General features: G+C 52.1%; 19 protein-coding genes and 1 tRNA gene. 7 read left to right on the forward strand and 13 right to left on the reverse strand.

The window, feature by feature from the left end:
* Positions 1-158: 158 nt before the first annotated feature.
* Both dnaK and grpE read right to left on the reverse strand, forming a co-directional pair.
* Positions 159-2,072: a molecular chaperone DnaK gene (gene dnaK / locus KKG35_13235; GenBank protein MBU1739090.1), complete on the reverse strand. Its 1,914-nt coding sequence runs from the start codon at positions 2,070-2,072 to the stop codon at positions 159-161.
* A gap of 74 nt (positions 2,073-2,146) precedes the next feature.
* Entirely contained in the window at positions 2,147-2,719 is a 573-nt protein-coding gene (gene grpE / locus KKG35_13240; GenBank protein MBU1739091.1) for a nucleotide exchange factor GrpE, read from the reverse strand.
* 300 nt (positions 2,720-3,019) lie between these two features.
* On the opposite strand from grpE, the gene KKG35_13245 reads away from it, so the two are divergent.
* Entirely contained in the window at positions 3,020-3,703 is a 684-nt protein-coding gene (locus KKG35_13245) for a hypothetical protein (protein ID MBU1739092.1), read from the forward strand.
* Positions 3,704-3,765: 62 nt separating this feature from the next.
* Here KKG35_13245 and KKG35_13250 read toward each other — a convergent pair whose 3' ends face one another.
* The 3 genes from KKG35_13250 to KKG35_13260 all read right to left on the reverse strand — a co-directional run bounded on the left by KKG35_13250 (position 3,766) and on the right by KKG35_13260 (position 8,034).
* Complete coding sequence (locus tag KKG35_13250) at positions 3,766-5,073, reverse strand: pyridoxal phosphate-dependent aminotransferase (GenBank protein ID MBU1739093.1); 1,308 nt, start codon at positions 5,071-5,073, stop codon at positions 3,766-3,768.
* 586 nt (positions 5,074-5,659) lie between these two features.
* Positions 5,660-6,466: a hypothetical protein gene (locus KKG35_13255; GenBank protein ID MBU1739094.1), complete on the reverse strand. Its 807-nt coding sequence runs from the start codon at positions 6,464-6,466 to the stop codon at positions 5,660-5,662.
* 251 nt (positions 6,467-6,717) lie between these two features.
* Positions 6,718-8,034 (reverse strand): citrate synthase, encoded by a 1,317-nt coding sequence (locus KKG35_13260; GenBank protein MBU1739095.1) that lies wholly within the window; start codon positions 8,032-8,034, stop codon positions 6,718-6,720.
* Between the two features lie 229 nt (positions 8,035-8,263).
* Here KKG35_13260 and thiE point away from each other — a divergent pair, with 229 nt between their 5' ends.
* Both thiE and KKG35_13270 read left to right on the forward strand, forming a co-directional pair.
* Positions 8,264-8,956 (forward strand): thiamine phosphate synthase, encoded by a 693-nt coding sequence (thiE, locus tag KKG35_13265; GenBank protein ID MBU1739096.1) that lies wholly within the window; start codon positions 8,264-8,266, stop codon positions 8,954-8,956.
* Positions 8,953-9,630, forward strand: coding sequence for a hypothetical protein (locus KKG35_13270; GenBank protein ID MBU1739097.1), 678 nt, complete (start codon positions 8,953-8,955; stop codon positions 9,628-9,630). The genes thiE and KKG35_13270 overlap by 4 nt, the downstream gene beginning before the upstream one ends.
* A 79-nt stretch (positions 9,631-9,709) precedes the next feature.
* Here the strand turns inward: KKG35_13270 and hflC are convergent, their stop codons facing one another.
* The 4 genes from hflC to KKG35_13290 form a co-directional block, all read right to left on the reverse strand.
* Positions 9,710-10,744, reverse strand: coding sequence for a protease modulator HflC (gene hflC / locus KKG35_13275; protein MBU1739098.1), 1,035 nt, complete (start codon positions 10,742-10,744; stop codon positions 9,710-9,712).
* Positions 10,674-11,765 (reverse strand): FtsH protease activity modulator HflK, encoded by a 1,092-nt coding sequence (gene hflK, locus KKG35_13280; protein ID MBU1739099.1) that lies wholly within the window; start codon positions 11,763-11,765, stop codon positions 10,674-10,676. Before hflK ends, hflC begins: the two co-directional genes overlap by 71 nt.
* A gap of 164 nt (positions 11,766-11,929) precedes the next feature.
* On the reverse strand, positions 11,930-12,856 hold the full coding sequence (locus tag KKG35_13285; protein ID MBU1739100.1) for a rhomboid family intramembrane serine protease: 927 nt from the start codon (positions 12,854-12,856) through the stop codon (positions 11,930-11,932).
* Between the two features lie 125 nt (positions 12,857-12,981).
* Positions 12,982-13,068: transfer RNA gene (locus tag KKG35_13290), tRNA-Leu, on the reverse strand.
* A gap of 215 nt (positions 13,069-13,283) precedes the next feature.
* On the opposite strand from KKG35_13290, the gene KKG35_13295 reads away from it, so the two are divergent.
* The 4 genes from KKG35_13295 (at position 13,284) to KKG35_13310 (ending at position 18,928) form a co-directional block, all read left to right on the forward strand.
* On the forward strand, positions 13,284-14,267 hold the full coding sequence (locus KKG35_13295; GenBank protein ID MBU1739101.1) for a bifunctional riboflavin kinase/FAD synthetase: 984 nt from the start codon (positions 13,284-13,286) through the stop codon (positions 14,265-14,267).
* A gap of 196 nt (positions 14,268-14,463) precedes the next feature.
* Positions 14,464-15,573, forward strand: a complete 1,110-nt coding sequence (locus tag KKG35_13300) for a hypothetical protein (protein ID MBU1739102.1) — start codon at positions 14,464-14,466, stop codon at positions 15,571-15,573.
* Between the two features lie 14 nt (positions 15,574-15,587).
* Positions 15,588-16,703: a hypothetical protein gene (locus KKG35_13305; protein ID MBU1739103.1), complete on the forward strand. Its 1,116-nt coding sequence runs from the start codon at positions 15,588-15,590 to the stop codon at positions 16,701-16,703.
* On the forward strand, positions 16,700-18,928 hold the full coding sequence (locus KKG35_13310; GenBank protein ID MBU1739104.1) for a PAS domain S-box protein: 2,229 nt from the start codon (positions 16,700-16,702) through the stop codon (positions 18,926-18,928). Before KKG35_13305 ends, KKG35_13310 begins: the two co-directional genes overlap by 4 nt.
* A 58-nt stretch (positions 18,929-18,986) precedes the next feature.
* Here the strand turns inward: KKG35_13310 and KKG35_13315 are convergent, their stop codons facing one another.
* The 4 genes from KKG35_13315 to KKG35_13330 form a co-directional block, all read right to left on the reverse strand.
* A complete protein-coding gene (locus KKG35_13315) occupies positions 18,987-19,214 on the reverse strand; it encodes a hypothetical protein (GenBank protein ID MBU1739105.1) in 228 nt (75 codons plus the stop codon).
* A gap of 75 nt (positions 19,215-19,289) precedes the next feature.
* Positions 19,290-19,727, reverse strand: a complete 438-nt coding sequence (locus tag KKG35_13320; protein ID MBU1739106.1) for a hypothetical protein — start codon at positions 19,725-19,727, stop codon at positions 19,290-19,292.
* Between the two features lie 26 nt (positions 19,728-19,753).
* A complete protein-coding gene (locus KKG35_13325; protein ID MBU1739107.1) occupies positions 19,754-21,106 on the reverse strand; it encodes a sigma-54 dependent transcriptional regulator in 1,353 nt (450 codons plus the stop codon).
* 17 nt (positions 21,107-21,123) lie between these two features.
* Entirely contained in the window at positions 21,124-22,257 is a 1,134-nt protein-coding gene (locus KKG35_13330) for a sensor histidine kinase (protein MBU1739108.1), read from the reverse strand.
* Positions 22,258-22,270 lie beyond the last annotated feature (13 nt).

The raw sequence follows: 22,270 nt of genomic DNA on the forward strand, positions 1-22,270 counted from the left end.
CAACTATTTTCTGCACTCCCCGACTGGAACCCGGCACCGGCCGGGTGATCTATCTTCATGGGTACACGTTGGCAAGTCGCCACCGCTACCGGAAAAATAACTCCTGCCGGAAAACAGGCCTGATTACGAAAACAACCGGCCTGTTTCCACTCGCAGAATTATTTCACCTCTTCGTAATCGGCATCGACAACATCATCGTCATCCTTCTTGCCAGACCCGGAGCCACCTTCCTGACTGCCGCCGCTCTCCGGCCCACCCTTTTCCTTGGTGGCCTGGGAGTACATGATTTCGGCCAGCTTATGCGAAGCCTGAGTCAAGGCCTCAATTCCTTTCCGGACAGCCTCGGAGTCGTCACCGTCCATGACCTTTTTAAGATTTCCAGCCTCCTTCTCGACATTGCCCCTGGTCTCCGCATCAACCTTGTCACCAAGATCCTTGAGACTCTTCTCGGTCGCATAGATGAGCGAGTCGGCCTGATTGCGCAGCTCAACATGCTCCTTTCTCTTCTTGTCTTCGTCGGCGTGGGCCTCTGCATCCTGCTGCATCTTCTTGATCTCGTCCTCGGAGAGACCGCTTGACGCGGTGATCCGGATCGACTGCTCCTTGCCGGTACCAAGATCCTTGGCGGAAACATGAAGAATCCCGTTGGCATCGAGATCAAAGGTAACTTCGATCTGCGGAACTCCGCGCGGAGCCGGCGGGATGTCGGCAAGCTCAAAACGGCCTATCGATTTATTGCCGGAGGCCATCTCTCTTTCACCCTGCAGGACATGGATGGAAACAGCAGGCTGATTGTCGGCCGCCGTTGAGAAGGTCTGGCTTTTCTTGGTGGGAATGGTGGTGTTCTTTTCAATCAGCTTGGTACAGACTCCACCAAGAGTTTCAATTCCCAGTGAGAGCGGGGTGACATCGAGCAACAGAACATCCTTGACATCACCCTGAAGAACGCCGCCCTGAATAGCCGCGCCAATGGCCACAACCTCGTCCGGGTTCACACCCTTATGGGGCTCTTTGCCGAAAATCTCCTTCACTTTTGCCTGAACCTTGGGCATTCTGGTCATGCCTCCGACCAGAATAACCTCGTCGATATCCGAAGCGCTCAAGCCCGCATCCTTCAACGCGGTCAGACATGGCCCCTGGGTGCGGTCGATCAGATCGGCAACCAGTCCTTCAAGTTTGGCTCGACTCAGCTTGATGTTCAGATGTTTGGGACCGGACGCATCGGCGGTGATGAAGGGAAGATTGATATCCGTTTCCATCGCGGTGGAAAGCTCCATCTTCGCTTTCTCTCCTTCCTCCTTGAGCCTTTGCAGGGCCATGGGGTCGTTACGCAGATCAATCCCCTGGCTACGCTTGAACTCGTCGGCCAGCCAGTTGACGATTCGCATATCGAAATCTTCACCACCCAGAAAGGTATCACCGTTGGTTGACTTGACCTCAAAAACCCCGTCGCCGATCTCAAGGATTGAAACGTCAAACGTACCTCCGCCCAGATCAAAAACGGCGATCTTCTCCTCGCTCTTCTTGTCAAGACCGTACGCGAGTGAAGCAGCGGTCGGCTCGTTGATAATCCTCTGGACATTCAGCCCGGCGATCCGCCCGGCATCTTTTGTCGCCTGACGCTGGCTGTCATTGAAATAGGCCGGAACGGTAATAACGGCATCCGTCACCGTCTCGCCCAGATAATGTTCTGCGGTTTGCTTCATTTTGGTCAGGATCATGGCGGAAATTTCTGCCGCGCCATACAATTTCCCTTCAACCTCAACCACGGCATCCCCATCCTTTCCTTCAACGATCTTGAATGGACTGACGCCAACGCTCTTTTTCACCTCGGGGTCAGTAAATTTCCGTCCGATCAGCCTCTTGATCGCGGAAAGCGTCCGGTGCGGGTTGGTCACCGCCTGACGCTTGGCAATCTGGCCGACCAACCTCTCTCCATTGTCGGAAAATGCGACAACCGACGGGGTTGTCCGGTTTCCCTCCACATTTGTGATGACTGTCGGATCTCCACCTTCCATTATGGCAACACAGGAATTTGTCGTCCCAAGATCTATACCGATTATTTTTCCCATCTTATTGTCTCCTATCCCGCACTGTTCATGCGTGTCTTATAAAATTGTATCCGTAACGGAAATACAGGTATGCGTTAATTAACGTCCCCTTTGGAAACGATCACCTTGGCGGCCCTCAACAGTTTGTCCTTGTACAGATACCCCTTTTCAAATTCCTGCAGGACAGTCTGTTCCGGAACCTCTTTACTGGCCTCCATGGCCAGCGCCTCGTGGAAATTCGGGTCAAACCGCTCGCCTACACTGGCCACAGGTTTCACCTCATATCTTTCCAGGGAATTCAACAGACCCTTCAGGGTCAATACGACACCCTCAAGCAACCGGCTGCCGAAATCATCTCCGCTCTGATCCTGGTTGACGGCCCTCTCAAGATTGTCAATGCTTGGCAGAATCTCTTTCAGCAGATTTTCCTCGGCATATTTTAAAGCAAGGTCCTTGTCCCTCTGCAGCCTTTTTTTCTGATTATCGAAATCGGCGGCCATCCGCAGGAGTCTGTCTCTGGTTTCATTCAACTCCTCACGGAGCTTCTCCAGTTCGCTTAATGCCTCTCCGCTGCTCTCCTCATTGACCTCGGAATGAGAATCTGCGATCTCCTCCGGGGGGTTCCCGGCAGTTTCTTCAACCGGTTTCTCTTCTTCATTCAAAGCCATCTTCTCCTGCTGTAATAAATTGGTTCTGGAAATCGGCGGCTTCGCTGCTGCATGAGGATAAAGACCGCCCGAATACTGTCAGTTAAAGGCGTCAGCAAAAATAAGTATGCTCCCAACCAGTGTCAAGCGACCCGCTGAATTTCAACAGTTTTTTTTTCACGTTTTTTTATGCAGACAAAAAATGAACCGGCGAGACACTATCCCTTTAACTATTTCCCGGGAAATGTCGATGAAGTACGGAAGAGGGACCATTATAAACCTGAAGATGCAGGCATCTTCATCTCCTGACAAGTGACCGTTATGACTCAAAGCTTTTTCCGGGCGGGAATCCTGTTCATCCTCTGCACAATATTATTCTCCACCGCCGGCGCCGAAATGCTCCCGTTGCTGAAAAAGAGAGCAGGAGTCCCACCCTATGAAGTGTTAGAGGAAATTATCCGGACCAATGGGAAGAGCCTCGCAGAAACCGTTGACCGCGAGGGAATGAACAAACGACCCACCCCGCACCTGGTGTGGGTCACCACACCAGACCCTCAGCTGCAACCGACCACTCTTTATGGCGATCCTCAAGACAGAATTCTGATCTTACGAACCATGGGCAGCAGCATTGAACACATGCTCCCGGAACTGGACCACATCATTCTCACCCTGCGCAGCCCGGTCCTCCTGATCTCGTCCGCCACAGAAAGAAACGCCGCCGAGGACAACCGGAACGAGACACCGGAAGAGGCCCTCTCCGGCGCAGAAACAAATGTAGATCATCAGGTCGATCATGCGGTGAAAAGATATACAGGTCGGGTGGAAAACGGAAGACTCACGGTCATTGGCGCCATTTTCGATTTTGGTGATCTTTATGGCAGGGGGGCAGGCCGACAGGTGATCATCAATATCAATGGTGAAAAGAACAGCGCCGTCCTGAGGACCCTGCCCATAACGGCCAGAATGACCGCCGCCGACCTGAGCATGAATATCGGCCGGGATTGAGTGAGGACCGCCGGGGATCAGAAAATCAACCTCCACCCCTCTCTTTATGGGCAATCCAAGAATCAGGTGGAAGCGATATATGCCTGAATGGCATCAGCCATGTTTTTGAAGATCATCCGGAACTTCTCCTCGTTTCTTTCCAGGATAGTAGTCCGGAAACCCTGCATGGTTGTAGCAAAGGACGACAACGGCACAACACAAATACCCGTTGCCCCGAGCATGTAATAAACAAACCTTTTATCCAGTTCGACTCCAGGTGCATTCACCAACCCTTCAACATGAGCCCGCACTTCCGGGTTATCAATCGGCAGGGTCTGCCGGTGGTTCAACACACCATCCGCAAAGGCCACGCTCATGTAGAAAGCGCCGTTGGTGCGATTGGCAATAACCCCATCGATGTTCTTGAGGCAATCATAAGCGATATTTGAGAATTTCTCATATCGCCTGATCCTCTCCTCAAGATACCCCGGGTACTCAGGATGGGTGAGCAGAGCCGGCAAGGCCATCTGCGGCAGGGTGGTCGAACAGACCTCCAGCATTTTGGCATTCAGGATAGAGGCCACATACTTCTGAAACATGGGATTGTTTGCAGCGTTATACACCTCGATCCAGCCGCAACGTGACCCCGGCCAGGGCATCTCTTTGGAAATCCCCCGCATGCTGATCGCAGGCACATCACCTATTACGGCTGAAAGCGGTTTTGTAGAGGTCCCGTTATAGATAATCCGCTGATACACCTCGTCACAGATCACAAAGAGATCATATTTCCTGGCCAGCCCGACCATTTCCCGCAGGATCTCTTCCGGATAGACGGCACCTGTCGGATTGTCGGGGTTTATGATCAGAATACCCGCAACCGCCGGATTGTACTTGATCCGTTTCTCCAGATCATCGAGATCCGGATACCAGTGGTTATCGGGATCAAGACGATAGGTAACCGGCCGGTCGCCTGCGTGGGCAGCCTCTGCCGAGGAATGCGTTGTGTAGCTGGGCGAAGGAACGACCACCCGAGCGGTCCTCTTCAGGTATCCGAAAATTTTGTTGATCGCATCGCCGAGACCATTGAAGAAAATGATATCTTCCGGACCGATCTGCACCCCGCCGCGTTTGTTCACCTCGTCGGCAATAAACTTTCTGGTCGAAAGAATACCCTTGGTCGGACAGTAGCCGTAAGTCGCGTCTTTCATGACAAAGTCAACGACAATCTTTTTCATCCATTCCGGAATGATCTCGCCCTTTGCAACAGGGTCGCCGATATTTTCCCAGTAGGTGTCAATCCCAAGGCTCTTGAGCTTCTCTCCCACGTTGACGATATTCCTGATTTCGTAGGTGAGTTCGCCTGCCCCAATGTGAACAATATCAGTACGCACTTCCTTCTCCCAAAAAATAAAGCTTAAGTTAAGCCGCTTGCCTGCTCGTACGAAACTTACACCCCTCAAGGGGGTACTGAAGTGAGTACCCGAAGGGTGAAAAGCTTGCGTTGAGCAGCTTGTCCGCTCGTACGAAACGTATACCCGAATGGTGAAATCCCGGAGACTTAAGCCCCGGAGTTAAAAACGATAAAACCCGGACAGAGTGGCATCCGGGAAAATGGATTTTCTAACACAGCCCCCATTGATAGTCAACAAGCGGTTAACTTTTCAGCCTGAAGGCCGATAAGTTTTTTATGCGATATCGTTCACTCAACTTATCCGCTCATTATTTTCAGGGAGGTTCGATATGAAAATCTGGCGCTTTGCAATACAGGGGGACATGGTGAATGCCGGGAACACAAAACGGCAGAAAACTTCACGCCATGGCTGCAACGAACCTTTCAAAGACCGCTACTGGTGCCCGAAGCTTCAATGGTTCAGAAAAAAACATTGCCCATTCGAAAACCGTAACGAATGTGAAAATTACCGACAGATGTGCGGCTGTATCTGACCTCTGACGGCAGGCTGACCAATTGCTGCTTTTCTATGCCGACTCAGCGATGTTGGAATTTTCTGTTTCGAGAGAGCCTTCACCTTCTTCAATCTGCGTTGCTTCATCCCGCGCCAGGTTCAACAGTTCAATTCTTGCCTTGATGATCGCCAGAGCCGCCTGGGCCGCGACCCGTCGGTCCTGAGCCGAAGGCGTTGCGGGCGCCAGCGCGGCACTCCTGACCGCCTCCATCTTCCTGATGGTTGCCTCGGGACTTACCCCTTCGGAGGTGTCGATGGCAACATCACCACCCACGGCGTAACGTTTGCCGTCGGGGCCGACCCGGTACTGATAGGAAACCCCGCCCCGGATCAACCCGCCGCCGACCGCAACATGCGCCCTTTCATGGGCGCGGACTGCGGCATCGATTGATTTCAGGCGGGACAACGCCATCTGCTGCTGCAGACCCAGGCCGTCTTCCGCCATTTCATCCCCGGCCATCTCCATTTCTTTCTTTCCCTGGGCCGCCGCATCTTCTTCAACTTCGTCCCTGATATCCGGAGCTGGCTTCTCTTCTGCCTTATCGGGCGATATGGTCCCCGTCAGAGAGGTCGACTGGATCTCATAAAGCACCGATACGCAGGATGAGCACCTTGAGCAGGCGCATTTCTCCTCTCCGGCACTGATCACCCCGACAGACACCGCCTTGTTCTTCCACCAGGCGCCCTCTTCGAACGTATCCGTTTCAGGCGTTTCAATCCCGTGATCGTGTTCCGCACCTTTCTCGTACCCTGGCAGATTGAACCCCGGGGTGATCGTAATCTGGTGAAAAAGTTTTTTGACCGGGCCGATGAAAGACATCTTTTTTCGTTTCCTATTAGAATAAAAACTCTTCCGAGGCGTTCCACCAAAAAATCCCGGAACATCCCGTTTTACTGATCGGCACATTTATCGATTTACTTTAAGAATTTCATAAAAATGATCATTTTTCTCTCAAAACCATGATTCCCCAGGCCTGGAAAAGCAGCGGCGGTCTGAAAAGAACAAAAAAAACCGCTTTGACCTGGTAGGCCAAAGCGGCTGGGCACTTTTCATTTTATCAGGAAAGGACTTCAGCCCCTCTCCTCAATCGGCACGAATTTTCTGGTCTTGGGGCCGACATAGATCTGTCTCGGCCGCCCGATCTTCGCATTTGGGTCATCGCGCATTTCCTTCCAGTGAGCGATCCAGCCGGGCAGTCTGCCCAGGGCAAACATCACCGTAAACATATTGGTCGGGATCCCGATGGCCCGATAGATTATCCCACTGTAGAAGTCAACATTCGGATAAAGCTTCCGTTCAATGAAATAATCATCGTTCAAGGCGACCTCTTCCAGCTGCTTGGCAATTTCCAGAAGCGGATCATTCTCCATGTTCAGGGCGCTCAGGACATCATCGCACGCCTTTTTGATTATCCTCGATCGCGGGTCGTGATTTTTGTAGACCCGGTGCCCGAAACCAACCAGCCGGAAAGGATCCTTGGGATCTTTCGCCCTTTCGATAAAGTTGAGATACTTGCCTCCCTTCATATGGATCTCTTCAAGCATCTCCATGACCGCCTGGTTTGCCCCTCCGTGCAAAGGACCCCACAGGGCGCTGATTCCGGCCGAGATTGAAGCATAGAGGTTGACCTGGGCACTGCCGACCAGCCTGACCGTGGCGGTTGAGCAGTTCTGCTCATGATCTCCATGGAGGATCAGCAATTTGTTCAGGGCGTCGACAACCGTGTCGTCAACCAGGTAAGGATTGACAGGAGAGTCAAACATCATATTCAGAAAATTGGCGCAGTAAGAGAGATTGTAGCGCGGGTAGACAAGCGGATAGCCCATACTCTTCTTGTAGGAAAAAGCGGCAATGGTCCTGATCTTCGAAATCAGGCGGGCGGCCGTGGTGATAAAACTCTCCCAGGCCAGCGGGTCGTTGCCGGAAATCTCCGGATAGAAATTGCACAGACCGTTGGTCATTGAGGAGAGGATCGACATCGGTGGCGCTCCCGGCGGGAAGCGGTCGAAAAAATGAACCATGTCCTCGTGGATCATGGAATGCTTGTTCAACAATCTTTTAAACCGGGTGAGCTGCTCCTCGGTCGGCAAAGATCCTTTCAGGAGCAGATAAGCGACCTCAACGAAGGAGCACTTCTCTGCAAGATCTTCAATGGAATACCCTCGATAGTTCAGGATACTTTTCTCACCGTCAAGAAAAGTAATACTGCTGCTGCAGGAACCGGTATTCATGAAACCGCTGTCGATGGTTATGAGGCCGGTTTTCGCTCTGAGCTTCCGGATATCAATGGCTAACTCGCCTTCAGAACCTTTGATAATCGGCAATTTGAAAACCTGATCCCCAATCCGGACTTCGGCTTCTTCTCCTGTCTGATATTCATCCAGCATACACTGTTTTCCTTTTATGACCGGTTTTGCAGAACAACCGGCAAATCACGTTAAACCACCCGACTCATAGAATATGACATTCATCGGAATCGACCGGACCCGGCCAACTTAGCCGTCTGTAAAAGAGGCGGGTGAAAATTCAGAACGAATCGGCTAATATACCCTGAACCCTTCTTTATATCAAGTTTGACTCAATCACATTACCCTGATGGGATCACGAGCGTTTTTTATGGACCATATCGAACATGACAGACGGATGCGGATTTTCACCGAGCAGGTTACCGTCTATCCGGTTTCCTGTGAAAAACTCTGCAATGGGCGGAGCGATCTGAAATGGCTCGATGCGGTCCTTGCCGGAGGGGCGAAAATCGTACAGCTACGGGACAAGGAATCCAACGACCTCACCCTCTTCCGGAAAGCGGTCGTTTTCCGGGAAAAAACCAGAGAGGCCGGCGCCCTGTTCATCGTCAACAACCGCCTGGATATCGCCATGCTCTGTGATGCGGACGGCATCCATCTGGGCAACAGCGACATCCCCGCCGATGAAGCGCGCCGCCTCTGCCCGGGAATGATCATCGGCGTCTCGGCCAACAGCGAGGAGCAGGCAGCTTCAGCCGATTCCCGGGGTGCCTCCTATTACAATATCGGGCCGCTTTTCCCCACCGAAACCAAGGCGGGGCTCAGCACGTTTCTGGGGCCCGGGGCAATCCGGCGCTTCTCCTCCCGGTCCCGGCTGCCGTTCACCGTTATGGGCGGAATAAAATACAACAATATCGAAGAGTTGATAGACTTTGGCGCCAGAAGAATCGCAGTGGTTACCGCCCTGACCCTGGCTGAAAATATCGCCGAAGAAACCAGACGCTGGGTGAAAGCTATCATCACTCCACCCGGCGCCGCACAGAAGACAGGGAATAACGAATGACCCCGGACGCAAAAAAAACGATGGCCGACCTTGTTCAGGAAATTCTTCTCCTGATGGAATACAATGCTCCTCCGGAAGAAAAGAAAAGCCTGATCACGGTTCTGGAAAAATATTCCTCGGACATTATCGCCTTAAAGGTCCTGCATCATTTTTACAGTTTTCTGCCCGAAGCGAGGGAAGACGGCATTACCAGAATTCACCGTCTTTCCTCCAAGGAAGGAGCTTTTCTGCTCTGTGCCAGGACATATATCGACAACTATCTCTATCTGGTTACCCGCGAAAGAGCGGAATTCCTGGGGGTTGCCGCCGAAGGAATCTGGGATCTTGAAGCTCTGGCCTTCTTCAGCTGCCGGACCAGGGAGGAGTTTCTGGCAAAGTATGGCAATCCTGACAATTTCCCTGACCATCAACCGGTCAACGAATCCCCGGAACTCTGCCCGGTATGCGGAACTTCGGATGGCGAGATCCACACCTTCGGCTGCCCGGTGGAAATCTGTCCCTGGTGTGACGGTCAGCTGACCAGCTGCTCATGCCGTTTCACCAGGACCGGGCGTAAAGTTTTCACCAGCGACGCCCAGCTTGATGAATTTCTGGAAACGCTTGAACATCATGGGAGAGTGGCGTTTGACGCCGACACCCATCGTCCTGCCCTGCCGGCAGGACAGAAGCTGTAAAACAAAAGATCGGCACCCGGATTCACCCGACTGCCGATCTTGTCAATCTTGCTGCTCTATTCCGTAACCCGATTTCCCGCTATTTTACACTTTCAATGAATTTATAGAATTCCGAGTCCGAAGCGAGAATCAGAGTGGTGTTCTTGCCCACTGCATTGGCGTATGCTTCCAGGCTTTTCCAGAAAGCGTAAAACTCCGGGTCCTTATTGTAAGCGTCGGCATAGATCTTGGCCGCCTCGGCATCAGCGGCACCCTTGATCTCCATGGCTTCACGATTGGCCTTGGAGGTGATCTCGTTCAGTTCACGGTTCACCTTGCCGAGGATCTCGGCCTTTTCACCTTCACCCATCGATCGCTTCTCGGCCGCGATTCTCTTGCGCTCGGAGATCATCCGCTCATAGACCTTGATTCGCACCGTATCGATGTAGTTCACTCTCTTGAACATGACGTCGACCAGTTCAATGCCATACTGCGGCGTGATCTGCGAAGCTTTTTCGTGGATCAGGACAGCGATCTTGTCACGCCCCAGCTTGACCTCCTCTCTGGCACCTTCAGGATTGCCGCCGCTCATGGTTTCCGGAGACCAGTCGGAACTCCTGATGATCTCCACCAGGTCATTTTTATTGACCAGGTCACGGACCGTACCGTCCAGAACATCGTCAAGGATGGTCATCGCCCGGCCCATGGTTTTTACGGCCTGCATGAAGACCAGCGCATCCGAAATCCTCCAGCGGGCGGTGATGTCCAGAAAGACATAAGTCTTGTCATTGGTGGGGATCTGGTTCGGATCACCGTCCCAGATCAGAATTTTCTTGTCAAAATACGTCACTTCCTGGATCACCGGCAACTTGAACTTGAGTCCGGCCTCGGTAATCGGCTGCCCGACCGGTTTGCCGAACTCGGTGATCACGGCCTGATACCCTTCGGGCAGCACATAGAAGCCACTCCAGACCACGGCGGCAAGACTCACAACCACTGCTATCAATATTGCTCTCACTATAATATTCACGGTTTCACACCTGTTTTTTTCGTGGTTAATGATCTTAATTTTTCTTCTTTTTAAGGTCGAGTAACGGCAGGATTGACTTCTGATCCTTGTCCACCACGTAGACATCTTCCACTTTGGGCAAAATCTCCTGCATGGTTTCCAGATACATCCGTTTTCTGGTGACTTCCCGGGCCCTTGTGTACTCTTTCAGAATTGCCACAAAGCGTGCTGTTTCGCCCTTGGCCTTGTTGACCCGCTGCACCGCGTAGCCGTAAGATTCTTCATAAACCTGCTTGGCCTGTCCCCGGGCCTTGGGGATCTCCCGGTTGTAATTTTCTTCGGCCTCGTTGACCAGTCGCTTCATGTCCTGGTCGGCTTCGTTGACCTCGTTAAAGGCCGGCCTGACCGGTTCCGGCGGGTTGACATCCTGAAGCTGAACCTTGACGATATCAACCCCGCTTTCGTAACGGTCAAGCTCCTTCTGCATTTCCCGGGCTGAAGAGTCGGCCAGGATATCCCGGTTCCCCAGAACGTAGTCAAAATCCATGTTGCCGACGATTCTTCTGATACTGGTTTCCGAGACGTCCCGCACCGCCTGTTTGACATCTCCAACTTTGAAAAGATACGCGACGGGGTCCTTGATCCGGTACTGGACAATCCACTCAACCTCGATGACATTCTTGTCACCGGTCAGCATCAAAGACTCCTCATCGAATCCCCGCTTGTCATACTGGGTACGCTGTGCCGCCAGCAGGGTCCTGAAACCGAACTCTTCCTTGTTGACGTTCTTGACATCGACCTTGATATTCTGATCGACCATCGGAATCTTGAAATTCAGTCCCGGATCGGCGGTCTTCAGGTATTTGCCGAATCTTAACACCACCCCCTGCTCGCCTGGTTTGATGGTGAAATATGCAGAGTTGGCAACACTGATCAGGAGAATCACGATAATGATCGTCGCAAGTTTACCAATTCCCGGACCGCCTCCGGAGGATGTGCCATCTCCCCGGTCGCCACCTGCGCTTTTCCCGGTGCCGCCTCCGTCAAACATATCCTTAATCTTGGCAATCAGACCGGCAATTATCTCTTCCGGTGTCGGCGGACCTTTTTTCTTTCCCCAAGGGGACTGTTCATCTTCCCAACCCATTTTCAGACCTTTTTGTATTTATTTTTTGACGATCATAATTGATAACTTCCCGTTTGCACCAACCATCGCAAATTTACCGGATCATTACAAGTGATTTCTTGGACCTTTTCTGCCGACAACCCATGACCGGCAGGAGCGGGATGTCACGACTGAATCCCACCTCTTCAGTTTATCACTGCCTGCTGCCAGGCAAAATACAATAACGATACCGCAGCAATAAAAAAAAGCGACTGCCTGTAGATCCGCTGCCCCCCGGTAAAAGATACCGGGACCAGCCCCGCCGCCGCTCCCAGCAGCAGACCGGAAACCAACCCCCAGAGATGAGCGCCGAGGTCCGTTCTCCGACCGGTGGACCCGAGCATTGCGAGCAAGGCACAACCGGCGCCGATCGGCAGCAGAAAACCTTTCAGCCACCCGTATCGTGAACGACTGGCCCGGCTGCCACACAGGATCCCCACCGCCCCGAAAACAGCGGTGGAAAATCCTACCGAAAAATGGCCCGCGCCCCTGGCCAGAACGTTGAGGATGTTCCCAGCCGCGCCGGACATGATAACCAGGAACCAGCCGAACCCGGTCCCGAAATTTCGGCAGAGATAATGAATAACCAGGCCGCCGATCAGAAGGTTTCCGGCAAGATGCACGGAGTCGGAGTGAAGGGTCAGGGCGGTCAAAGCCCGCCACCATTCGCCGCCATAGATCATGGCCCGGGAATCCACCGCACCGATTTTGAACCATTCGCTGCCATGGGATGACGGTCCCGTGATCGTATAAAACACCAGGAGCGCCCCCATGATCAGGGCAGTGGGAGGGTTTCGGTGACCGGCAACCGAACCGGTCGCCTCCAGATAAGCAGGGGGAGGAGGCCAGTTGAGATTTTCCTCTTCAAAGCGGGCTATTTCACTCTTCGCGCGGGGATAATCTTTTTCAGCGACCTCGAGCTGGAAACGGTCATCATTCATTCTGTGCAGATGAGGGATTCCCGCCGACAGCAGAACCAGTGACCAGACATCGGACCGATAACGGCTCCCTGTTTCCAGCAAGAGAAGCTGCCCGGCGGAAGCACCCGTATTCTCGTTTTCAGCAACAGACATGGCAAGAGAATAAGACCTCGGGCGGATTCAGGCAACCGGCAAAAGAAAATGAACTTGAAAAAACTATCGAGATAGCAAAAAAAAAGGGCCGTGACTGATCATTACAGTCACGGCCCTGAATTTTCTGGTGCCGAAGAAAGGACTTGAACCTTCACGAGGGAACCCCCACTAGACCCTGAACCTAGCGCGTCTACCAATTCCGCCACTTCGGCATCACTTTGCACCCTGCTGGTACTCACTTCAGTACCCCCTTGAGGGGTATAAGTTTCATACAAGCAGGCAAGCTGCTTAACTCAGCTTTAAAGAAGCCGACTTTAAATATTTCCCCGTCCTTTTGTCAAGGATTTTTATTTACCTGCCGGGCCGTTTCATTTATTCTCTTTGACCAGTCTCCACGCTATTATTTAACCAACACGGGAAACAGGCAATGCTGGTCTATCATAATCTGGAAGCAATATCAAAAAAACCGGAAAACCCCTATGTCACCATCGGCAACTTTGACGGAGTACACCTCGGTCATCAGATGCTCTTCAGCGAGGTGGTGAACAAGGCATACCGCAACCAGGGGACCAGCATCGCCATCACCTTCGATCCCCACCCTCTCCAGGTTGTGCGTCCTGAAATCGGCATCAAGCTGATCTCCACCTTTGAACAGAAAGTTGAACTGATTCAGCTTGCCGATATCGACATCCTGATTGTTCTGCCCTTTACCAGCGAACTCGCCGCAACACCGGCCGCGGAGTTCATCGACCGATTGCAGAGCACCATCGGCATCACCGAACTCATTGTCGGGTATGATTACGCTTTCGGCAAAGGTCGGCAGGGAGACATCCCTTTTCTGAAAGCCCATGGCGAAAAGGAAGGTTTTGCTGTTTCGGTGGTCGAAGCTTATTACGTGGATGAGATGCTGGCCAGCAGCACCAAGATCAGGGCTCTGGTGACCGAAGGGCGGATGCGGGATGTAAAGAAACTGCTGGGTCGCTACTACCAGATCCGGGGCGAAGTGAAAGTCGGCAAACAGCGCGGCGGCAGCCTGATCGGCTTTCCCACCGCAAACTTGCAGATCGCCCCCGAAGACCTCTGCCCGAGGCACGGCGTCTATGTAACCCAGGTCATCTACGGCGGAAAATGCTACGGCGGGGTACTGAACATCGGTCGCAATCCGACCTTTGCCGACCATGACCATAACCCGGCCGTTTCCGCCGAAACCCACATCTTTGATTTCAATCAGGATATCTACGGCCAGCCGATCAAGGTCAACCTGCTGAGATTCCTGAGAGATGAAAAGAAATTCTCCGGCCCGGCAGAGCTGTCGAGACAGATCGCCACCGATATCGAAGAGGCGAAGCGGGTTCTCGACGATGCCCGGAAAGAAGTCCTTTTGTCCTGCGAGGACCGATTCAACTACTAATTCTTTATCCGTGCACCCCTCCTCAGGGAAAAACCCTGTTCACCACTGAAAGCGGTTGACAGCAGGGCTGGGTTCCCCCTGAAAGCCCCGGAAATATTTCCCACCGTATTTTTGCAGTATTTTAACTTGCTTTCAAGTCCCTGTTTTACATATCATTATTGAATCCATTGTTAAAAATATCAAATAGGGCGGAATCATGAAAAGAGACAGCTTCATCCTGGCAGCAGGCATCGGACTTGCTATTTATTCGATCTTGATGGGCGGTGAATGCCTCGCCGCCGAAAAGAAGCGGATTATCATTATCGACAGCTATCATCAGGAATACCTCTGGTCACAACAATGCAACGAAGGATTGTCGGCCTCTTTGCTCAAATTCGGCTATCTGGATGACAAAAAGCAGGAGAAACAGCTGAACAAGGATGATTTCGCGGAATCGTCCGGGGCGATCATCAAAAGACTGTGGATGGATACCAAGCGCAAGAAAGAGAAAATGGATATTGCTGAAGTTACCGCGAAATTTACCACCATCACCAAAGAATTCAGACCGGACCTCATTTTTCTGGGTGATGACAATGCCGCCAACTATATCGGCAACCAGTTTCTCGACTCCAGAATTCCCATTGTTTTCTGGGGAGTGAACAATACCCCGGTAAAATACGGGCTGGTTGACAGCTATGAAAAACCGGGGCACAACGTGACGGGTGTCTACCAGACGACCTACTACAAGGAGAGTCTTGAACTGTTGAAGACGATTGTCCCCACCGCCAGGACTTTCGCCATCCTCTCCGATGACACCACCACCGGCCGGATCCACAACAAGGCCATCCAGTTTCTGGACCGGAAAGGGGAGCTTCCCCTCCAGCTTGTCGATACCGTTGCGACCAACAATTATGAGGTATGGAAAAAAAACACCACCGAACTGCAGGAAAAGGTTGATGCTTTCTTTATCGCTTCATCAAATCTGAAGAATGACGACGGCAGTTTTGTCACAAATGAGGATGTCGCCGCCTGGTATACCGCAAACATCAATCGCCCGGCCGCTTCAGGCTTCAGATACCGGGTGGAACACGGCTGGCTCTGCGCAGTTGATGATTCCGGCTATAATCAGGGATATGAGGCAGGGCTTATGGGTCATGAGATTCTTGCGCACCATGTCGATCCTTCCACTTTCCCGCCCCGGGTTCCGCCACGCGGTCCGCAGATGGTCAATAAAACAAGGGCGAAAAAGCTCGGTATCCCCCTGACAGACAAGATGGGTATAGAGGAATACATTGAAGGTCCTGATCCGGTCAAAACAAGTCAATGAATAAGGGGATCTGAATGAAAACCATCGGAAAATTCTTCATATATTTTTTATTCATAACCTTCTCCCTCATTTCAGGAGCTTCAGCCGCTTCAGAGAACAGCGCCGGGCTGAAAAAAATCCTTGTTGTTGACAGCTACCATCCCCAATATTTCTGGTCACAGGAAACCAATAAGGGCTTCTGCGCCGCCATGCTTGAGTTCGGTTATTTTGATAACGCGGACCAGGTCGCAGATTTTATCCAGGGAGATTCCGTAACCACCTCAAAGGCTCTCTTCAAAAAAGTGTGGATGGATTCAAAGAGAAAAAACAGCCCGGCCGACATCAACGAAATATCTCTCCGGATCTATAAAACGGCCAATGATTTTGCACCCGATTTGATATTTCTGGGTGATGACAATGCCGCCAACTATATCGGCAACCAGTTTCTGGATTCGGAAATCCCGATCGTCTTCTGGGGGGTCAACAATTCGCCGCTGAAATACAGATTGCTAGATAGCATTGCCAAACCGGGCCACAATGTGACCGGTGTTTATCAATCGGGTTATTATCTGGAAAGCATGCAATTATTGAAAGCAATTGTCCCGGGGATCAGGAAATTTGCCATCCTGTCGGTTCACAATCCTACCGGCCGGTCACACCATAAAGCGGTTGAGGTTCTGGCCCGCAAAGGCATCATCCCGGAAGAACTGGTGGAAACCGTTTCCACCACTGATTTTGAGGTATGGAAAAACAGGGTCCTCGAACTGCAGGCGAAGGTTGATGCCTTTTTTATTACCCACCTGACCGGATTCAGGGACAAAAACGGCAATTATGTGCCGCTTGAGGATGTACTTCACTGGTACGTCTCCAATATCCAAATCCCCGAGACATCCATCCTCGAAGAATATATCAAGGGCGGTATGCTCTGCGGCGCCGTCGACTCCGGTTTCAACCAGGGATACAGAGCTGCGGCAATCGGTAATGATATTCTGGCCAACGGCGCCAAACCGGCAACCTATTCTCCGGTTACCCCCACCCGCGGTCCTTTGACCGTCAACCTGATGAGAGCGGAAACCCTCGGCATCACTCTTTCCGAAAGCATGGGTATTGAAGAATATATTCAGAAAACCGACACCCGAAAGGATCGATGATGTCGGATAAGGCCATCCAGGGGTTGTCCATCTTCTATCGTTTTCTGCTTGCCTTTCTGGCAATCGTAATCTCCGTCAGCGTATCGCTGATTGTGGTCTTTTACGGATACAGCAAAAACACTATTACCGAGCAGACCAGGGAGAACATCAATCAGGATTTTGCCAACCTGACCCACCAGTTTCAGGAGGTCATCAAAGATGAAATAACCAGGGACCTGAAGATCCTGAGCACCAACCCGATCCTCGACTCATATTTCATGGCGACCCAGCTGGAGAAAGAGATTGAAGCCCGAGCGGTTGAAAGATTATTTCTCCAGTCAATTGAATATTCGAATAACCACCGGAGCATCACCTTTGTCGAATACTCCGGGACGGAAGTGATCAAGGTCAACCGCAAGGGCAGGATTCGGGAATATGGCAATATAAGTCGCACAAAAATTTTCACCGAACTGGAAGCAGCTTCACCGGGCGAGATAATTGTCCATGGTCCTTTCAGGTCAATGGATGGTGAACATTATATCTCCGCAGGTATCGGCAAGCCGGATCCGGATATTGGTCAATTCGGCGGCGCCATCATCATTGATTACAGCCTTGAGGAATTTTTCAGCCAACTGCAAAGTATCAAATTCCGGGGCACCAATCCGGTCTGGGGCTTTGCGCCATCCGGTCAGCCCCTGGTAGAACCGAGCAGGACCGAATCGCGACTTGACCCACACCCCTACTTTGAAAGCAGTGAACCATGCCAGGTAAAATCAAACCTTGATGACAAGGGCATGATTTTCTGCAAGGACCTGGCCATCATCCCCGGTCAGCCGCTGTTGAGGGTAGCAATCAGCATCCCGAAAGCCCTGTTGATGAAAGACATCATGAAGATTGTGAAATTTCTCCTGATCGTCTCATTGGTATCAGTTGTATCCACCACTCTCATTATCTATGCTGTGTCACGATACCTGTCACAACCAATCATCCTCCTGGCAAAGGCAGCTGCACGGCTTGCCACCGGAGACATCACGACCCGGGTGGATATCAGAAGCTCCGGTGAAATCCAGCTTCTGGTCGACAGTTTCAACCAGCTGGCTTCCGATCTCGATAAAACCACGGTTTCGAAAGACTATGTCGACAACATCATCAAATCGATGATGGATATGCTGATCGTACTTTCGCCCGGAAAACTTATCACCCGGGCAAATGACACCGCCTGCAGCCAACTCGGGTTCACGCCGGAAGAACTTGTCGGTCAATCGATTCAACGCATATACAAACCGCCCGTTGACGACACTTCCCCGGGAACTATCTTTGATCACGAGTCCATCAGCAGCGTAGAATCCAATTTTATAAAAAAATCAGGAGCGGAAGTCACCGTGCTGCTGTCCTCCGCTACCCTTCGTGACGGTGATGGTCAATTGCAGGGCTGGGTTCTAGTCGCCCAGGACATCACCGAGCGGAAAATTGCCGAGGAGGTCCTTGCCGAGAAAACCCGCGAACTCGGAAGATCAAATGCCGAACTCCAGCAGTTTGCCAATATCGCCTCCCACGACCTGCAGGAACCGCTCAGAAAGGTATTGAGTTTTGGTGAACGGCTCAACGATCTATATGGTGAACGGCTGGATGAAAAAGGACGTGACTACCTGGAGCGGATGCGGATTGCAAGCTATCGAATGCAGCAGTTTATCGAAGACCTTCTTTCTTTCTCAAGGGTCACGACCAAGGCCAAACCCTTCCAGAAAACAGATCTCAATCAGGTCATCGCCGAAGTGCTTTCAATTCTTGAGGTCAGGCTCGAAGAAAGTGGCGGCAGGGTAGAATCAGAAGAACTTGCAACGATAGATGCCGACACCTTTCAGATTAAGCAAATCTTTCAGAACCTGATTGCCAACGCCCTGAAATTTAACAGGAAAGGCGTGCCTCCCAGAATAAGTATCTCCGGCTCTTACCTGCAAACAGTGGAAAAAGACGCCAATTCCTCCGGAAAGTACAACAATGGAATATATCAGATCACGATCAAGGACAACGGGATAGGCTTTGAGAACCAGTACAGCGAACGGATTTTCGGCATTTTTCAGCGACTGCACGGTAAAAACGAATATGCCGGGACCGGCATCGGTCTTTCAGTCTGCCAGAAAATCGTCGAACGCCACAACGGAACGATCAAGGCAAAAGGTGTCCCCGGAGAGGGCGCCACCTTTATCATCTCCCTGCCGGTCAAGCAGACCACCCTTAAATAAAACCTGAATTCGTGAGCGTTCGAGAGCGGCACGGATTCAGGGAAGAGGCATCAGCTGCTCATTTCCTCCAGTTGCTCTTTCCTTCCAACCTGTCAATCTCGCGGTGATAAGAAACACTTCTCCCGCATTCTTTCAGCATGGTGCAGGCGAGAACAAGGTTGAGCATGGTAATGAAGATCGTGATCACATCAATCGAATCAAGATTGAGCATGATATAGACCCAGTTACCGGCAATCAGCGTAAAGGCGATGATCCGCACCGGCAGAACCAGATTCAGGCAGATCACCCCGCGACTCCTGGGGTTCAACTTTTCGAGCAACCCTCGGCAGCAGCCCATATTTAGAACCTTTTCCTCATGATATCATCCGCCCGGCAGCGATCTTACAATTCCCACCCCGGAAAAGATCTGGTACAGGCAGAGCAGGAGGACTATGAGATTGTTGATGGCATGAAGGGCCGGAAGAACTATTCTCTTTGCCGGATTCAGGTACAGATAAAACCCGCTGAAAAGCGCAAAAAGAAGGAAAGGGATCAAGGCCATTGCCATGTTCCCATGCATGCCGACGAGTATCTGAATGCCTTTATCCTCAAACCGGGAGACAATGATCTCGGCCGCTGCGATGCCACTCAGCATCGAGACGAGTGAGGCAGCGCCAATGATGACGTGCAGATCACGCCTGAAAGGGACGGTTTTGCCGAAATGGAGGGTTCGAGTTCTCTGAAATCCAAGCCAGGCGGCATAAAAAGCCAGGAGTATTGCCGCAAACTCAACCATCGGGTGAACCTTGAGGATCAACATTTCAATCACCTCCGGAAACGGGAATTTCACATCTCAAATTTTTCAAGCCGGTAGATCAGAACATGCCTCGGGATTTTAAGTAGCCGGGCCGCCTCGGAACGGTTGCCGCCGCTTTTCTGCAGCGCCTTGCTGATCAGTTCCTTTTCAACCTCTTCAAGGGAGATCCCTGAATCAGGTATTTCAAGATTCAGGACCCCACCGGATTTTTCAGGGCCGGGTGTCCCGCCGCCAAGCCCCATCACCTCTGCCGTGATCTCATCTCCGCGTCTTAAGATAAATCCCCGCTCCACCGCGTTCTGCAGTTCCCTGATATTGCCAGGCCAGCTGTAATGACGCATCACATCAAGGGTCTGGCGATTAAAACCGACAGTCGCCGGGGCATTGAGTTTCTTCAGGAAATGCTTCGCGAGAGGACCGATATCCTCGGGCCGCTCCCGTAATGCCGGAATATCGAGAAGGATGACGCCCAGCCGATAATAGAGATCTTCGCGGAATTCACCGGTCGCGGTGAGCGCTTTCAGATCACGATTGGTGGCGGCGATGATCCGGACATCGATATTCTCAACCCGGTCGGAACCCACCGGTTCAACTTCCCGCTCCTGAATGGCGCGAAGCAGTTTGGCCTGCATATCGGGCTTGATCTCCCCTATTTCATCAAGAAACAGAGTCCCTCCCCGGGCAACCTGGAACCGGCCTTTGCGATTGGCAACCGCGCCGGTAAATGCGCCTTTGACATGGCCGAACAACTCGCTTTCAATCAACGTGTCGGGGATGGCCGCGCAATTGACCGCCACCATCACCCCCTGACTCCGCGCGCTCCTGCTGTGGATCAAACGGGCCAGAACCTCCTTGCCGGTTCCGGATTCCCCGGAGATCAGGACGGTGGCCTCGCTTTCCGCCACCCGCAGGGCAACGTCAAGTAGTTCAGCCATGGCGGAGTTTGCGGTCACCATTCCTTCCACGCCGGTCAATCGGTCAACCTCTTCGGAAAGCACCCGGTTTTGTGAACGGAGGGTTTTCATCTCCAGGGCTTTCCGGCACGACATCCGCAGGGTTTCCCGATCAAAGGGCTTGGTGATGAAATTGAAGGCGCCCTGCCCCATGGCCTTGACCGCCATGTCGATGGTGCCGTAAGCGGTGATGACGATCACCGGGGTGTCCGGCGAATCCTTCTTGATCCTGGCCAGAATCTCCAGGCCGTTCATATCGCCCAGTTCCACATCGGTCACCACCAGATCGGGGTCGATACCGGAAAAAAGCTGCAGCCCTTCCTTCCCCGATGCTGCGGCATGGACCTCAAAACCTGCGGCGGTCAGATTATAATCGGTAACCCGCCGCAGGCTGTCATCGTCATCTATCAGTAAAATTCGACCGGACATTGATATCCCCTGTTCGTTTATTGATCATCCAGAGCATTGCCCCCCGGCTCATCGTCTTCCGGCCAGGGCAGAACCACCGTAAAGCAGGCCCCGCCGCTGACGCTTTCGGTCAGAACTATCCTGCCGCCGTAACTTTCAACTATTTTCGCGCTGATCGACAGGCCAAGGCCGGAGCCATGATCCTTGCCGGACACAAACGGCTTGAAGATCTCCTCTCTGAATTCCCGCGGAACTCCCGGCCCGTTATCGCAGATGGAAATTTCAATGCAGTCCTCCTCTGAACGGACATCCAGCCGGATCTCACCTTTTTCCGGCAGAACATCTATGGCGTTCAGGATAATATTCAGAAAAACCTGTGACATTTTGTTGCCGTCCACCAGAAAGGTGTCGCAATTCTCACAGGAGGAGATGACAAAACTCACCTTCTTTTTCTTCAGATGGGTCTCCAGAAGCCTGGACACCCGATGCAACACATCGTGGAGGGGTTCTCCCTGCGCTTCACGGTCATGGCGTGCCTTGCCCGAAGAATATTGCAGGATTTCACTGAGCGTCACATTGAGACGGTCGACCTCCTTCAGGAGAATCTCTCCAAATTCCCTTTTCGGATGATCCGCCGGGAACTCATCGAGAATGATCTCGGCAGTCCCCCTGATCGAACTGAGCGGGTTCTTGATCTCATGGGCAAGGGAAGCCGACAGCTTGCCAAGGGCCGAGAACTTCTGGCTTTCACCGAGCTGCTCTTCAACTTCAAGCAACATGGCGCTTTCCCGATGCAGTTTTTTGTACGATTCTTCAAGCTTTTCAGAGAGATTCTGATACTTCACCCTGAGCCTCGCCTCCCGACTGGCGATAAAACCCGTTACTGTACCGGCCGCAATATAGAGAACAACCTCAAGCAGTTCGTTCAGATAAATTCTCGGGTCATCACCGATATAGAGGAGAAGGTGGGGAATGAAGGCGACCGACGAAAGAACCGAGAAAAAAAGCCCGCCCCGGATCCCGAACCAGATCCCCCCCATGACGATCGGAAAATAGCTGAGCCTTCTGTAGGTCCCGTGGTAGACCCCGAGTTCTCCCGGGGTGAAGAAATGGAGCAGTCCGATCGCAATGACGACAAGCAGCAGACTGCCGAACATTATTTTACGCGACAACTGTATCATGTGA

It is taken from the genome of Pseudomonadota bacterium (assembly GCA_018823285.1).
Taxonomy (GTDB): Bacteria; Desulfobacterota; Desulfobulbia; order Desulfobulbales; family JAGXFP01; genus JAHJIQ01.

Coding starts and splice junctions, on each gene's coding strand:
- dnaK (MBU1739090.1), bottom strand. CDS start 2,072: ATGGGAAAAATAATCGGTATAGATCTTGGGACGACAAATTCCTGTGTT.
- grpE (MBU1739091.1), bottom strand. CDS start 2,719: ATGGCTTTGAATGAAGAAGAGAAACCGGTTGAAGAAACTGCCGGGAAC.
- KKG35_13245 (MBU1739092.1), top strand. CDS start 3,020: ATGACTCAAAGCTTTTTCCGGGCGGGAATCCTGTTCATCCTCTGCACA.
- KKG35_13255 (MBU1739094.1), bottom strand. CDS start 6,466: ATGTCTTTCATCGGCCCGGTCAAAAAACTTTTTCACCAGATTACGATC.
- KKG35_13260 (MBU1739095.1), bottom strand. CDS start 8,034: ATGCTGGATGAATATCAGACAGGAGAAGAAGCCGAAGTCCGGATTGGG.
- thiE (MBU1739096.1), top strand. CDS start 8,264: ATGGACCATATCGAACATGACAGACGGATGCGGATTTTCACCGAGCAG.
- KKG35_13270 (MBU1739097.1), top strand. CDS start 8,953: ATGACCCCGGACGCAAAAAAAACGATGGCCGACCTTGTTCAGGAAATT.
- hflC (MBU1739098.1), bottom strand. CDS start 10,744: ATGTCTACGTGGTGGACAAGGATCAGAAGTCAATCCTGCCGTTACTCG.
- hflK (MBU1739099.1), bottom strand. CDS start 11,765: ATGGGTTGGGAAGATGAACAGTCCCCTTGGGGAAAGAAAAAAGGTCCG.
- KKG35_13285 (MBU1739100.1), bottom strand. CDS start 12,856: ATGTCTGTTGCTGAAAACGAGAATACGGGTGCTTCCGCCGGGCAGCTT.
- KKG35_13295 (MBU1739101.1), top strand. CDS start 13,284: ATGCTGGTCTATCATAATCTGGAAGCAATATCAAAAAAACCGGAAAAC.
- KKG35_13300 (MBU1739102.1), top strand. CDS start 14,464: ATGAAAAGAGACAGCTTCATCCTGGCAGCAGGCATCGGACTTGCTATT.
- KKG35_13305 (MBU1739103.1), top strand. CDS start 15,588: ATGAAAACCATCGGAAAATTCTTCATATATTTTTTATTCATAACCTTC.
- KKG35_13310 (MBU1739104.1), top strand. CDS start 16,700: ATGATGTCGGATAAGGCCATCCAGGGGTTGTCCATCTTCTATCGTTTT.
- KKG35_13320 (MBU1739106.1), bottom strand. CDS start 19,727: ATGTTGATCCTCAAGGTTCACCCGATGGTTGAGTTTGCGGCAATACTC.
- KKG35_13325 (MBU1739107.1), bottom strand. CDS start 21,106: ATGTCCGGTCGAATTTTACTGATAGATGACGATGACAGCCTGCGGCGG.